Source organism: Serratia sp. PL7 (assembly GCF_945957435.1).
In genome coordinates this window covers 73,297-87,348 of record NZ_CAMFLB010000010.1, presented here as the reverse complement: position 1 = coordinate 87,348, position 14,052 = coordinate 73,297, and the positions used below count along the sequence as shown (strand labels likewise).

Below are 14,052 nucleotides of genomic sequence, written 5' to 3'. Positions count from 1 at the left end.
GAGACGCGTTATGCCAACAGGCACAACGCGATTTCGGCGTAAATTTGCGGGGGAATTGATTTAGGCGGAGAGTTTTATCGGTTGCTCGATGAAATCATCGGCGGGTTCCAGCTTCAGCTCCATGGTGGCCAGCAGTTCACCCAGCCGACGATGGAACACGCGCAGCGTGGTTTCCAGCTTATCTTTCACTTCAGCATCTTTAATCTTTTCTTCGTTCCAACGCCCTTCCTTGTCAAACAGACCAAAGTGGTAGCTATAGGTGAAACGGGAATTATCGGCCTGCAGTTCGATCCACCAGCCCCAGAATTCACGTTTTTCCGGCGCGGGCTTGACGTTGACGCAGACCGCCAGGCAGTCAAAGAAAAAGCGGTCGTTCTCACATTGCCCTTCGCGCAGATAAGGGCCCAGGCTGGCAAAGCGTTTCATTAGTCGGCTTTTAGGGTGGCCACTCGGTAGCGTCATTTTTCAACCTCCACAATGTAGTCCACCCTTTTTAACAAACTGTTAAAAATTAGCAACTGGTTAGCGCATTTTATCTCTTAGCCAATCACAAATTTGCAGTAAGGATTGATGGAAACTCTGATAAACCGGCGTACGCGGGATGGCGATCAGTTTGCCGTTCAGTGAAGAAGACGCGATCAGCTGCGACTCTTCTTTTGGGCTGAGCGGATCGTCATCCCAGTAGGCGGCCAGCATCGGCGTTGGGCAGCGGCGGCCCAGCAATCCCTGGGTTTTCAGGGAATAGCGGTTGAGCTCGGTTTTCAGCACGCTGTCAGAGGCGTTGGCCATGCCCATGCGGCTGGCCAGCACGTCCATATACATATCCGGCACGTGGTCCTGGCACTTCAACTCACACAGCAGGCTGTGCACCACCGGCCCTACGCAGGCTACGCCGCGCAAACGCTGCGACTCCAGATAGGCCAGGCGCACCGCCACGTTGGCACCAAAGCGGAAGCCGAAGGCGCTGACACGCGTATGGTCAACCCAAGGCACGGAAGGCAGTTGAGCCAACACCTGCTGATGCAGGAAGCTGGAATCTTGCGTCAGCTTCCACTTATAGGATGAACCGATGGACGGCATATCGATGGTCAGCATCGCTATACCGTGTGGCGCCAGATAATCACGGAACAGGCGGTGATAATCGGTCTGCAAAGTATCCAGGCTACCGCACATCAGCACCGTTGGGTACGGTGCCTGGCCGTTATCGGGCATATGCAGGAAGCCGGTGATGGAGCTGCCCCCCTCAATGGCGAACTCCAACTCTTTAAGCTGGTATGGCAACAGCAATGCAGCTTCTTCATAGGCACGATTTGAGAGCACCTCTGCCTGTTCAGCCAGCTCATCCCCTTTTAAATGTGGATAACCGGCAATGCTGTATAGATTGGCGGCATTCAGCCAATATTGCCCGCCGACCAGCGGATCTTTTTGCTCCAATGCCCGCTGTTGCCACAGCATCCCCTGGCGCACCCATTCGTAGATCCAGTTGCCGTTTCGGTAACCGACCACGGTATCCAGCAGGTGATCGTCGCTATGTTCTGCGTTGGAGGCCGCAATGCGCGCCAACACTTCGCTGATCTCCAGCGGATCGGTCCCGCGCCAGGTCCACAGCAGATGGTTGAGCATGCGATACCAGTTGCCATCGGTGTCCCCCTCCAAGGCGGAGTGCATATCGGCACCTACCGCATGATGGGCACGGGTGACTAACGTCGAGGTTTCGACATGTTTAAATGAAGGTTTGAACAGTACTTCGGAAAGGTTGGCCTGTGCCATGGTAACAACAGCCTCCTGAGACTTACATCAAGGCTTGAATAGCCGGGATATCTAGGTGCTAGTGTACCTAACTCTGGGGGGATAAGGCGGGGAATTTAGCGAATTTGACGAAACCGCTGCATAAACAACAACGCCCGGTATTGCCGGGCGTTTGAAGCAGAGGCTGATTAACGGCCGCCGATCGGTGGCACGAAGGTCACCGCCATATCCCAAGGCTGCTCGATCCAGGTGTCCTGCGGGATATCCACCACGTAATCGTCAACCAGTGGGCGGCCAGCAGGCTTGGCGAAGATGGTCACGAAATGGGCTTTCGGGTACATGTCGCGGATCGCTTTGGCGGTGCCGCCGGTATCCACTAAATCGTCAACGACGATAAAGCCTTCACCATCGCCTTCGGCGCGCTTGAGCACCTTCATTTCGCGTTGGTTGTCATGGTCATAGCTGGAGATGCAGACGGTATCCACATAACGGATGCTCAACTCACGTGCCAGCAGTGAAGCAGGTACCAGGCCGCCACGGCTTACAGCAATGATGCCTTTCCATTGATCGGCAGGCAGCAGACGGTGAGCCAGTTTGCGCGCTTGCATTTGCAACATATCCCAGGTAACAACGTATTTTTCGCTCATAGAATGGTGTCCCAGCCAGCAATGATGTGGCTTACTCAGTAGTTCAGGGGGAAAAAAGGTTGCGCGAGATTATAGAGACTGCGCGCCACGAATACCAGTTGAACCGAGGAGTTGATGCATTTTTCCTGTGATTATCTTTGCGGCGAGCCGCGTGGCTTATCTGCGCAACCGCCCGTAAAACGGGGAGCCCAAGCCGATAAACAGCGTTATACGGGGCGCGCACAGCCGCAAATAAAATGATATTCTCAGGCTCACGTGCCTGAAGCACAGATAGCCACTCACCCTAACCGCACAGCATTCACTCCCTGCTGAAAATGCTGTCACAGGAGACTTATAGTGTCTGAATTGTCTCAACTTTCGCCACAGCCGCTGTGGGATATTTTTGCCAAAATCTGCTCAATTCCGCACCCTTCTTACCATGAAGAAGCGCTAGCGCAGCACATCCTCGACTGGGCCAAAGAAAAGAACCTGCATGCCGAGCGCGACCAGGTTGGCAATATTCTGCTGCGCAAGCCTGCCACCAAAGGTATGGAAAACCGCAAGCCGGTAGCGCTGCAAGCGCACCTGGATATGGTGCCGCAAAAGAACAACGATACGGTTCACGATTTCGCCAAAGATCCGATCCAGCCTTATATCGACGGCGAATGGATCAAGGCACGCGGTACTACGCTGGGTGCCGATAACGGTATCGGTATGGCCTCTGCGCTGGCGGTGCTGGCCGATGACAGCGTAGAGCATGGCCCGCTGGAAGTCCTGTTGACCATGACGGAAGAAGCCGGTATGGACGGTGCCTTTGGCCTGCAGCCAAACTGGTTACAAGCCGACATCCTGATCAACACCGACTCCGAAGAGGAAGGCGAAATCTACATGGGCTGCGCCGGGGGGATCGATTTCATCACCACCCTGCCACTGCAACGTGAAGCACTGCCAGCCGGTTACCAAACGCTGAAGCTGACCCTGAAAGGGTTGAAAGGCGGCCACTCCGGTGCCGATATCCATCACGGCCTGGGCAACGCCAACAAGCTGCTGGCCCGTTTCCTGTTTGCCCACACGCCAGAGCTGAACCTGCGCCTGCTGGAGCTGAACGGCGGTACGCTGCGTAATGCCATCCCACGTGAAGCCTCTGCCGTAGTAGCCGTTCCGGCCGCCAAAGCCGATGCGCTGAAAGCCCTGAGCCAGCAGTTCCTGGCAACGCTGCAAAACGAACTGTCTGCCAAAGAGAAGAACATTACCGTTCTGCTCGAACCAGCCACCACCGCTTTGCAGGCGCTAACCGCAGACAGCCAGAACCGCTTTGTGGCACTGCTCAACGGTACCCCTAACGGCGTGATCCGCATGAGTGACGAAGTGAAAGGCGTGGTAGAAACTTCGCTGAATGTCGGCGTGGTGACCACCAGCGAGCATGAAGCCGAGATCATTTGCCTGATCCGCTCCCTGCTCGACAGCGGTAAAGACTATGTGGTGGATATGCTGACCGCATTAGGCCAACTGGCCAACGCCAAAGTAGCACCGAAAGGCGGCTACCCAGGCTGGCAGCCAGATGCCAAATCTCCTGTGATGCAGTTGGTGCGTGAAACCTACCAAAAGCTGTTCAACAAGACGCCAAACATCATGGTGATCCACGCCGGGTTGGAGTGTGGCTTGTTCAAGAAACCTTACCCACAGATGGATATGGTGTCGATTGGGCCGACCATCACCGGGCCTCACTCGCCGGATGAGCAGGTGCATATCGCCAGCGTTGGCCAATACTGGACGCTGCTGACCGCTCTGCTGAAAGCGATCCCTGAGCGCGGATAAGTTATTGGGCCCGGTTAAAAGCTGGGCCCATTTTTCCTTATGACAGTTGTTCTTCTCGCTTCAGATTGCCGTTGATTTCATTCATCTGCGACTGTATCAACGCCGCACTAACAGGTGGTAACAGGAAAGCAAACAGGATAATCAGCCAGGTTTTATACCTTGCGGTTTGCCCATGGCTTTCAATGATGGCGCGTAGATTGTCGTTAAGTGTGGAAAATATCACCGGCGTGACAAAGGCGGTAATAAAAGCTGACCATCCAGCCCCTCTGGGCGTTAGCAGAGCCGCGGACTGGGTGTAATTTCTGATCTCCCCATGGATTTTTACCAACCAGTAAATATTGTAAAACGGCACCAAGAACAGCAGGAAAGTCACGGCAGGATCGCGGTATTTGACCGGCTGTGGTATTGCTTGCCGCACAGGCGGTTCGCAATTAAATAAACAGGCCTTAATCGGCAGCAGGAACAGAGTCCCGATAATGACGGGGACCAATAGCAGGGTAAAGAAGTTCTCAGGGCTGGAAAATAACCGCTCCATATCAAAAAGCCATCCGGCTATCGCCATCATGGATGAGCCAAACACCATTTTTAACGTCACCATCAGGCCAAATGACAGCACAAATGCCTCTACGCTGCCAACTGCCCCCGCGATAAAGGCCGGAACGATCAGCATGATAGCCCCAAGCCCCATCCCTATCAGGACCTCTCCCGTTATCATCAAAAAGTGATTGCTGGTATGAAAGCAGAACAAAAACAGGCCAAACAAATACAACCCGCTAAAGAGATACAGTAAATAATAACTTTTCATCCGGCTGGCCATCCAGGCCAACAAAGCTCCAAACAGCATGCCAACCTGTTGTAATCCAACTGCGACCCCAATCATCGAGATCGGTAAATCTGCAGTTTGCCGGATATAGAGTGCCGAATAGGCATTAAAGAGATATTGGCTAGTCACAATCGCGGTGAAATAAACTACCAGGCCCCAAAATCGATAGCTACTTTGTAAATCGGCCCATGTCCATCTTTTGGCCGGTTTTTGCTGAATCACGTCCATTTTTAACTCTTCCCGTTGAATGTCTTAATCCCAAAGAACTGCCAACGATTGTACCTACGGCTGTGCACTAAACACACCCGATTTTAATATCACCACGTCAGTACCAACTGCCGTTCCAACTGAGGATCGAGCAGCGTTACATGCAGGCCAACCAGGCGCACACCACGCCCTTCCCTCCGCTCCTGCCATGCCTGACGGGCAACGTTGAGCAAATCCTCAATATTGAGCACTGGCCAAACGTGCTCCTGGGTAGTTTGCTGGAAATCCTGGAACTTCAGTTTTACCCCTTGGCGAGCGATATGCAGATCCGGTTTGACCTTGCGCAGCCGCATCTCTAACTCTGGGTAGAGCTTTTCAACGATCAACGCCTCACAATCTTCCCACTCATGAATATCGGCTACCAACGTTCGCTCGACCCCTACCGACTTGCGTAAACGATCGGGAGACACCTCACGCTCATCGATACCCTGGCAGCGTTCCCACAGCACCCGGCCAAATTTGCCGAAGCGCTTTAACAAATCGGCCAGATTATAGTTCTGCACATCGGCGCAGGTGATTAACCCAACCTCTTCCAACCGTTTGGCGGTGACCTTGCCCACGCCGGGGATTTTACTCAGCGGCAGTTGCTGCAAGAAAGCGGGCACCTGGGCCGGTGTGATGACGTATTGGCCGTTTGGCTTGTTCAACTCGGAGGCTATCTTGGCGAGGAATTTGATCGGGGCAATGCCCGCCGAGGCGGTCAGGTTCAATTCAGCGGCAATGTCCTGGCGGATCTGTTGGGCGATCAGGGTGGCAGAGCCGTTGCATTGGGTGCTGTTGGTCACGTCCAGATAGGCTTCATCCAGAGAGAGCGGTTCTATCAGCGGGGTATAGCGGGCAAAGATTTCACGGATATGCAGTGAGGCTTCTTTATAGGCCGCCATGCGGCCCGGTAACAGCGTCAAGTGCGGGCAGAGCTTGAGCGCCGTGGCGGTCGGCATGGCGCTATGCACGCCATAACGGCGCGCCGGGTAGTTGGCGGTGCTGATCACGCCACGCCGATCGGCGCTGGCACCGATAGCCAGCGGGATATCGCGCAGGCTGGGGTTGTCGCGCATTTCTACCGCTGCGAAGAAGCAGTCCATATCGACATGAATGATTTTACGCATCGCGCCTCCAATAATACTGTATAAGTATACAGCCAATTATTAAAAGCTCAATATGGAGAGTGTAGACTAGTGACGCCCCTCACCCTAACCCTCTCCCACGGGGAGAGGGGACCGAACGTGCCACAAATTAGCTCCGGCACCTGACCGCAACTCCGCACTAGACCCTCTCCCCAAACAAGTGTTCATGAGGTACTCGGTATGTACATTGGGAGAGGGGACCGAACGTGCCACAAATTAGCTCCGGCACCTGACCGCAACTCCGCACTAGCCCCCTCTCCCCAAACAAGTGTTCATGAGGCACTCGGTATGTACATTGGGAGAGGGTTGGGGTGAGGGGCTGTGCAGAGCCCCTACATGGAAAACCTATGTGGCTAGAGGATCCGATGTTTTTCCAGCATTTCCCGGCGCTGTGCTTCCTTCGCCATACGCTTCTTGCGCGCATCGCAAGGCTCCGGGCAGTCACAGACCTTCTCCATCCCCAGCGCGGTAATGCCACCACAGCTACCCTGCAAGGTTTTACGCTTGAACACATAGCCCAGCGACATCCCGCCCACCACCAGCAGAAACAGCACAAAGGATGCAGCGAACATCGTCAACATAACGGTCTACCCTTTCTTCAGATAGGGTTTGAACGCATCGGAATAACGTTCTTCAAACCCCTTGGCGGTTTTCACGATCATAAACACCGGGATCCCCAGCAGGTTGGCCAGCGCCATACCCCGCTCCGGCCCCATCACGTTTAACCCGGTAGAAAGGCCGTCCGCCGTCATACACAGCGGGCTGATCACCGTGATCGACACTAAATTGTGGTGGATCGGTTTGCCGGTGAGCGGATCGATAGTATGAGAATAGCGCACTCCGTCCTGCTCGAAGTAGTTTCGGTAATCCCCGGAGGTGGCCATCGCCATCTCACCCGGCTCGATCACCAGTTGCGCCTGCTGCTCCCCCCCGGCGTTTGGCCGTTCGATGGCAATGCGCCAGGGTTTCTTCTCGCCGTTATGGCCACGGGTGCGGACCTCCCCACCAATATCAACCATGTAGTTTGCGACGTGCTGTGATTGCAGATACTGAGCAATCGCATCAACGCCGTAGCCTTTGGCAATGGAAGAGAGGTCGACATACAGCTCAGGAATACGTTTCACCAGCGCATTGCCTTCTACCGACAGCTTGTCGATCCCCGTCCAGTTGCGGCGCTGTTCCAGCTCGGCGACGCTCGGCACTTTATCAGGCCGCCCTTCTGGGCCAAAACCCCATAGGTTCACCAGCGGCCCGACGGTCACGTCCAGCGCGCCGTCGGTCACACGGTTAATGCGCAGCGCTTCCAGCACCACTTCCGTGGTGGCAGCAGAAACCGGGAAAGGTTTGCCCACTTCCCGGCTGGCGTTAAAGCGGCTCAACTCGGAATCAGGTTGATAGGTCGACATCTGATCGTTGACCTGTACCAGCCGTTTGTCGATCTCCGCTTGCAGGGTTGCCAGCGAAGGCGTTCCGTCCCCAGGGAGATAACTGATCGAGTACGACGTCCCCATGGTTTTACCCTTGAGGTTTTCCTGTTTCGGCTCACAACCGGTCAGTAACACTGCGGTGGCCAGCGCCACCACCATCATCCAAGCCTTCATTCCATCGCCGCCTGCTGCTCGCATTTAACCGCCAAAGTCATCGAGCATGATGTTTTCATCTTCCACACCCAAATCTTTCAACATTTTGATCACCGCCGCGTTCATCATCGGCGGCCCACACATATAGAATTCACAATCTTCCGGCGCTGGATGGTTACGCAGATAATTTTCCAGCAGGACATTATGAATAAAGCCGGTGTAGCCCGTCCAGTTATCTTCGGGCTGCGGATCGGAGAGCGCTACATGCCAGGTGAAGTTTTCATTCTCTTCCTGCAGGTGGTTGAAGTCGTCCTCGTAGAACATCTCGCGCAAGGAACGCGCACCGTACCAGAAGGTGATTTTGCGCTTCGACTTCAGGCGCTTCAACTGATCGAAGATGTGGGAACGCATCGGTGCCATGCCGGCCCCTCCGCCGATAAAGATCATCTCGGCGTCGGTGTCTTTGGCAAAGAACTCACCAAACGGCCCGGAGATGGTCACCTTATCCCCCGCCTTCAGCGACCAGATATAGGAAGACATAATGCCCGGCGGCACGTCCGGGTTGCTCGGCGGCGGCGTAGCAATACGCACGTTGAGCATGATGATGCCTTTCTCATCGGGATAGTTGGCCATCGAATAGGCGCGCACCGTCGGTTCTTTGACGACCGAACGATAGCGGAACAGATTGAATTTATCCCAGTCGCCACGGTACTCCTGCGGCACGTCGAAATCGGCATAGCTCACTTCATGCTCGGGCGCTTCGATCTGGATAAAGCCCCCGGCGCGGAAAGGCACATCTTCCCCATCAGGAATGCGCAGCTTCAGCTCTTTGATAAAGGTGGCTTTGTTATCGTTGGAGATCACCTCGCAGTCCCATTTCTTCACGCCGAAGATCTCTTCCGGCAGCTCGATTTTCAGGTTCTGCTTCACGTTAACCTGGCACGCCAGGCGGCAGCCCTCTTTGGCTTCACGCTTGCTGATATGAGAAAGCTCGGTTGGCAGAATATCGCCGCCGCCCTCTTTGATCACCACCCGGCACTGGCCGCAGGAACCGCCGCCGCCACAGGCCGAGGAAACAAAGATCCCCTGACTGGACAGCATATTCAGCAGCTTGTCCCCCGCTGGGGCGGTAAAACTTTTGTCTTGATCGCCGTTAACCTCAACGGCAATGTCACCGGTGTTCACCAACTTGGATTTGGCAAACAGGATCAGTAACGCCAGCACCATTACGATGCAGGTAAACATCACCACGCCTAAAATAATTTCCATAAATGCTTCCTGCCTTTACAACTGGACGCCGGAGAACGACATAAAGCCCAATGCCATCAATCCGGTGGTAATAAAGGTAATGCCCAGGCCACGCAACCCGGCTGGCACATCGGCATACTTCAGTTTTTCACGGATCCCCGCCATGGCAACAATCGCCAGCATCCAGCCGGTGCCGGAGCCGAAGCCATACACCACGGATTCCATAAAGTTGTAATCACGCTGCACCATGAACGACACGCCGCCGAAAATGGCACAGTTCACCGTGATCAACGGCAGGAAGATCCCCAGGGCGTTGTAGAGCGCCGGGAAGAAGCGATCGAGGATCATCTCCAGGATCTGCACCAGCGCCGCAATCACGCCGATAAAGGTGATGAAGTTGAGGAAGCTCAGATCGACGCCTTCCACCAGCGCCCCGTCACGCAGGATCAGGTTATAGACCAGGTTGTTGACCGGTACCGAGATCCCCAGTACCAGCGTCACGGCAATCCCCAAGCCAAACGAGGTCGAGACCTTCTTCGACACCGCCAGGAAGGTACACATCCCCAGGAAGAACGCCAGCGCCATGTTCTCAACGAACACCGCACGCACAAACAGGCTGATATAGTGAGCCATCGGCGGTTACTCCTTTTCTATCTGCGCTGGCTTGAGGGCACGTAGTCCCCAAATCAGCAGGCCGATGATAAAGAACGCACTCGGCGCCAGCAGGAACAGGCCGTTGGGCTGATACCAGCCGCCGTTCTGCACCGTTTCCAGCACCGTAATGCCAAACAGTTTGCCCGAACCGACCAGCTCACGCAGGAAGCCCACCAGGATCAGGATCACGCCGTAGCCCAGGCCGTTGCCGATACCGTCCATAAAACTCTCAATCGGCGGTGACTTCATGGCATACGCCTCGGCGCGACCCATCACGATACAGTTGGTGATGATCAGCCCGACGAATACCGAAAGCTGTTTGGAGATTTCAAACGCATAGGCACGCAGCAACTGATCGACCACGATCACCAGCGAGGCGATGATCGTCATCTGCACGATAATGCGCACGCTGTTGGGGATATGGTGGCGGATCAGCGAAATAAAGAAGCTGGAAAACGCGGTGACCAGGGTGACCGCAATCGTCATCACCACCGCCGTTTCCAGCTTGGTGGTCACCGCCAGCGCCGAACAGACGCCAAGCACCTGCAGCGCGATCGGGTTATTGTCAAACAGCGGCCCCAACAGGACCCGTTTAACCTCTTTGGAATCAGCCATTTTTCAGCGCTCCTTCACGGACTTTCTGCAGGAATGGGCCAAAGCCATACTCGCCCAACCAGAAATTAAACGTATGCTGTACGCCGTTAGCGGTCAGCGTCGCGCCGGACAGGCCATCCACACCGTGGATATCACCTTGCCGCGCTCCGCCCTTCACAATGCGGATAGCCGGGTTGCCGTTGTCATCAAACAGCTGCTTGCCGATCCACTGCGCGCGCCAGCTGGCGTTCTGGATCTCGCCGCCCAGGCCCGGGGTTTCGCCGTGCTGGTAGAAACTCAACCCGCGTACCGTATTGCCATCGGCATCCAGCGCAACAAAGGCGTACATCATCGACCATAGACCAGTGCCGTAGACCGGCAGCACAATCTTGTCCACCGCACCGCTTTCGTTACGCACCAGGTAGATTTCGGCCTCATTGCTACGGCGGCGGATGCCGGCCAGATCCTGCTCGGCGGTCAACGCCCGACTCTTGGCATCGCTGCGAAGCGCGGCGGCCAGATCGAAGGCGGCCGCATCGCCAGGCACAAACTCGCCGCTGTCCAGATCCAGCAAACGCGGTTCGATGCGCTTGCTAAAGGTGGCTTTCACCTGTTCGCCAGTCATCCCCGGTTGCAGTAAACCGGCTACGTCCAGGATGTTGCGCTGCTTATCCAGCAACCGCTGTTCTTGCTGCCTGGATTGCAGCCCAACGGCAGAACCCGCGACCACTACAGAACACACCAGACACAGCAGCAGCACTACCAGCAGCGTTTTGCCAATGCTGTCATTTTTAGATTCATTCGCCACGTGCTTTTCTCCGCTTGATGTTAGCCTGCACCACCAGGTAATCGAACAGCGGTGCGAACAGGTTGGCGAACAGGATCGCCAGCATCATGCCTTCCGGATAGGCCGGGTTGACCACCCGGATCAGCACGCACATCACGCCGATCAGGATGCCGTACCACCACTTCCCTTTGTTGGTAAACGAGGCGGAAACCGGGTCGGTAGCCATAAACACCATACCGAAGGCAAAGCCTCCCAGCACCAGATGCCAGTACCAAGGCATGGCAAACATCGGATTGGTGGTAGAGCCGATGGCATTGAACAGATATGCCGTGGCGATCATGCCGATCATCACACCGGCCACGATGCGCCAGGAAGCGACACGGCCAAACAGGATAATCGCCCCGCCTAGCAGGATCATCAGGGTTGAGACTTCCCCGATCGAACCAGGGATGTTACCGATAAATGCATCCATCCAACTGATGGACTGGCCGGTGGTGACGTTGGTCAGGCTGTGAACTCCGCCGACGCTCCATTGCGCTAACGGTGTCGCACCGGAAAAGCCGTCTGCCGCCGTCCACACCAGATCGCCAGAAATCTGCGCCGGATAGGCAAAGAACAGGAAGGCACGCCCCGCCAACGCCGGGTTGAGGAAGTTACGCCCGGTACCGCCGAAGATCTCCTTGGCGACCACGACACCAAAGCTGATGCCCAGCGCGGCCTGCCATAACGGCAGGGTTGGCGGCACAATCAGGGCGAACAGAATGGAGGTGACGAAGAAGCCTTCGTTGATCTCATGTTTGCGTACCATCGCAAACACCACTTCCCAGAAGCCGCCCACCAGGAATACTACGGCATAGATCGGCACGAAGTAGGTCGCACCGAGCACCATCTTGCTGATCCAGCCAGCATCGGTGCCGAGTGTTGCCCCCAACATTTGTGCCAGCCAGTAATGCCAGTCCCCCGCCAGCACCTGTTGCAGCTGATCGCCGCTGTACAGATGGTGTAATGCAGGAATGGTCTGCTGGCCCACGTTATACATGCCCCAGAACATGGCCGGGAACACCGCCAGCCACACCAGGATCATCATGCGTTTCAGATCGATGGCATCACGTACGTGCGAAGCCCCGCGCGTTACCGTACCGGGGGTGTAAAACACCGTTGCCGTTGCTTCAAACAGCGGGTACCACTTTTCCAGCTTGCCGCCCGGCGTGAAGTGATGCTCAATCTTGTCAAAAAAATTCTTCAGGCCCATCGGTTATCCTTCCTGCTCAATCTTGGTCAGCACTTCGCGCAGCACCGGGCCATATTCATACTTGCCGGGGCAAACGAAGGTACACAACGCCAGATCTTCTTCATCCAGCTCCAGACAGCCCAGCGCCTGGGCACTGTCCGTATCGCCCGCCAGCAGATCGCGCAGCAGATGGGTCGGCAGAATATCCAGCGGCATCACCCGCTCGTAATTGCCGATCGGTACCATCGAACGCTCACCGCCGTTGGTGGTGGTGGAGAAAGCGAACAGCTTGTGCTTGAGGAAATGGCCCAGCGTGGTGCGGGTGATGGAGAACTTGTCCGATGCCGGAGCAATCCAGCCGAACAACTCTTTCTCCCGGCCTTCCAGCAATACCGACACCTGGTTGTGGAAACGGCCAAGCCAGGCACTCGGGCCGCTGGCATGGAAACCACTCAGCACCGAGCCGGAAATCACACGGTTCTCACCGGCCTTCAGGCGGCCCGCTGTCAGTTGATCCAGGCTAGCCCCCAAACGGGTGCGCAGCAGCACCGGCTGTTCCACCTGTGGCCCCGCCAGAGCGACCACGCGCCGGGTATCCAGCTTGCCGGTAGTAAATAGGGTGCCGATGGCGATCACATCCTGATAACCGATATGCCAAACGGTTTTCTTCAGGCTAACCGGCTCCAGGAAGTGAATATGTGTGCCCACCAGCCCCGCAGGGTGCGGGCCAGCAAACTCGCTGTAATCAATCTGCGCGCCAGCAGCCGTATCCAGCCGCGTACCCGCTGCGTGGCAGACGCGTACCTTTCCGTCTGTAAGGCGTGCCAATACCGTCAGCCCGGCATTAAATGCCGCCAATTGCTCGTTGATAATCACCAACGGATCCGCTGCCAGCGGCTGGGTATCGATAGCGCTGACGAAAATAGCGCGCGGTGAGGTACCTGGGCGGGGGGTTTTGCTAAATGGGCGAGTACGCAGTGCGGTCCACAGGCCGCTGGCGATCAGATCGCTTTCAACCTGTTGGCGCTCCAACATCGGCAAATCGGCCTGCTGATAATAGGCCAGTTCCACCTGCTCTTCGCCGCCGTTGTCGATGTCAATCACCACCGATTGCAACATGCGGCGTTCGCCGCGATTGATAGCGGCGATCTGCCCGCTGGCCGGTGCCGTGAAGAAAACCCCAGGGTTCTTCTTGTCTTCAAACAGCGCCTGACCTTTTTTAACGCGATCGCCAACCTGTACCAACATGGAGGGGCGCATACCAACATATTCCTGGCCTAGCAGCGCCACTTGCGTGACCGCTGGACCATCCTGGATCGCCTGCGAAGGCGCCCCAGCGATTGGCAGATCTAACCCTTTTTTTATTTTGATCATAGGATTTATACGATGTTTTTAATTTTCACACGCCTAACCAACCCAGAGGCAGGCACAAAGCATGCAGGATGATGAGGTGGCCCTAGCCCCCTCCGGATGAACACGATGACCTCATGCCCAACTTGAATATTCACACTGACCGCCGACATCCAGGCCAATGATTAAGCCAATACC

Annotated in this window: 14 protein-coding genes; 1 reads left to right on the top strand and 13 read right to left on the bottom strand. The window is 55.8% G+C overall.

Going from position 1 to position 14,052, the window contains the following annotated elements; genetic code table 11:
* Positions 1–60 precede the first annotated feature (60 nt).
* The 3 genes from crl to gpt all read right to left on the bottom strand — a co-directional run bounded on the left by crl (position 61) and on the right by gpt (position 2,396).
* On the bottom strand, positions 61–462 hold the full coding sequence (gene crl, locus N6G83_RS30935; RefSeq protein WP_211136420.1) for a sigma factor-binding protein Crl: 402 nt from the start codon (positions 460–462) through the stop codon (positions 61–63).
* 60 nt (positions 463–522) lie between these two features.
* Positions 523–1,770, bottom strand: coding sequence for an esterase FrsA (gene frsA / locus N6G83_RS30930; protein ID WP_024528973.1), 1,248 nt, complete (start codon positions 1,768–1,770; stop codon positions 523–525).
* 167 nt (positions 1,771–1,937) lie between these two features.
* The gene (gpt, locus tag N6G83_RS30925; RefSeq protein WP_021805588.1) at positions 1,938–2,396 is read right to left on the bottom strand and encodes a xanthine phosphoribosyltransferase; all 459 of its coding nucleotides are present in this window, start codon (positions 2,394–2,396) and stop codon (positions 1,938–1,940) included.
* A gap of 336 nt (positions 2,397–2,732) precedes the next feature.
* Between gpt and pepD the strand changes: the two genes are divergently transcribed.
* Complete coding sequence (pepD, locus tag N6G83_RS30920) at positions 2,733–4,193, top strand: beta-Ala-His dipeptidase (RefSeq protein WP_024528974.1); 1,461 nt, start codon at positions 2,733–2,735, stop codon at positions 4,191–4,193.
* Between the two features lie 37 nt (positions 4,194–4,230).
* Here the strand turns inward: pepD and N6G83_RS30915 are convergent, their stop codons facing one another.
* From N6G83_RS30915 to N6G83_RS30870, 10 genes are all read right to left on the bottom strand, one after another.
* A complete protein-coding gene (locus tag N6G83_RS30915) occupies positions 4,231–5,244 on the bottom strand; it encodes a hypothetical protein (protein ID WP_199061379.1) in 1,014 nt (337 codons plus the stop codon).
* Positions 5,245–5,333: 89 nt separating this feature from the next.
* Complete coding sequence (gene dinB, locus N6G83_RS30910) at positions 5,334–6,392, bottom strand: DNA polymerase IV (protein ID WP_211136419.1); 1,059 nt, start codon at positions 6,390–6,392, stop codon at positions 5,334–5,336.
* A 371-nt stretch (positions 6,393–6,763) separates the two neighbouring features.
* Positions 6,764–6,991 carry a (Na+)-NQR maturation NqrM gene (gene nqrM, locus N6G83_RS30905; RefSeq protein ID WP_074030683.1) on the bottom strand — a complete coding sequence of 76 codons (228 nt, stop codon included), beginning with the start codon at positions 6,989–6,991 and terminating at the stop codon, positions 6,764–6,766.
* 6 nt (positions 6,992–6,997) lie between these two features.
* Complete coding sequence (locus N6G83_RS30900; RefSeq protein ID WP_233169401.1) at positions 6,998–8,011, bottom strand: FAD:protein FMN transferase; 1,014 nt, start codon at positions 8,009–8,011, stop codon at positions 6,998–7,000.
* A 24-nt stretch (positions 8,012–8,035) separates the two neighbouring features.
* Positions 8,036–9,259 carry an NADH:ubiquinone reductase (Na(+)-transporting) subunit F gene (gene nqrF, locus N6G83_RS30895; protein ID WP_024483648.1) on the bottom strand — a complete coding sequence of 408 codons (1,224 nt, stop codon included), beginning with the start codon at positions 9,257–9,259 and terminating at the stop codon, positions 8,036–8,038.
* A gap of 15 nt (positions 9,260–9,274) precedes the next feature.
* Positions 9,275–9,871 (bottom strand): NADH:ubiquinone reductase (Na(+)-transporting) subunit E, encoded by a 597-nt coding sequence (nqrE, locus tag N6G83_RS30890; RefSeq protein ID WP_021181925.1) that lies wholly within the window; start codon positions 9,869–9,871, stop codon positions 9,275–9,277.
* 6 nt (positions 9,872–9,877) lie between these two features.
* Positions 9,878–10,507 (bottom strand): NADH:ubiquinone reductase (Na(+)-transporting) subunit D, encoded by a 630-nt coding sequence (locus tag N6G83_RS30885; RefSeq protein WP_024528979.1) that lies wholly within the window; start codon positions 10,505–10,507, stop codon positions 9,878–9,880.
* On the bottom strand, positions 10,500–11,294 hold the full coding sequence (locus N6G83_RS30880; RefSeq protein WP_074030679.1) for a Na(+)-translocating NADH-quinone reductase subunit C: 795 nt from the start codon (positions 11,292–11,294) through the stop codon (positions 10,500–10,502). The genes N6G83_RS30885 and N6G83_RS30880 overlap by 8 nt, the downstream gene beginning before the upstream one ends.
* Complete coding sequence (locus tag N6G83_RS30875; protein WP_024528981.1) at positions 11,284–12,525, bottom strand: NADH:ubiquinone reductase (Na(+)-transporting) subunit B; 1,242 nt, start codon at positions 12,523–12,525, stop codon at positions 11,284–11,286. The genes N6G83_RS30880 and N6G83_RS30875 overlap by 11 nt, the downstream gene beginning before the upstream one ends.
* Positions 12,526–12,528: 3 nt before the next feature.
* Positions 12,529–13,878: a Na(+)-translocating NADH-quinone reductase subunit A gene (locus N6G83_RS30870; protein WP_074030677.1), complete on the bottom strand. Its 1,350-nt coding sequence runs from the start codon at positions 13,876–13,878 to the stop codon at positions 12,529–12,531.
* Positions 13,879–14,052: the final 174 nt, after the last annotated feature.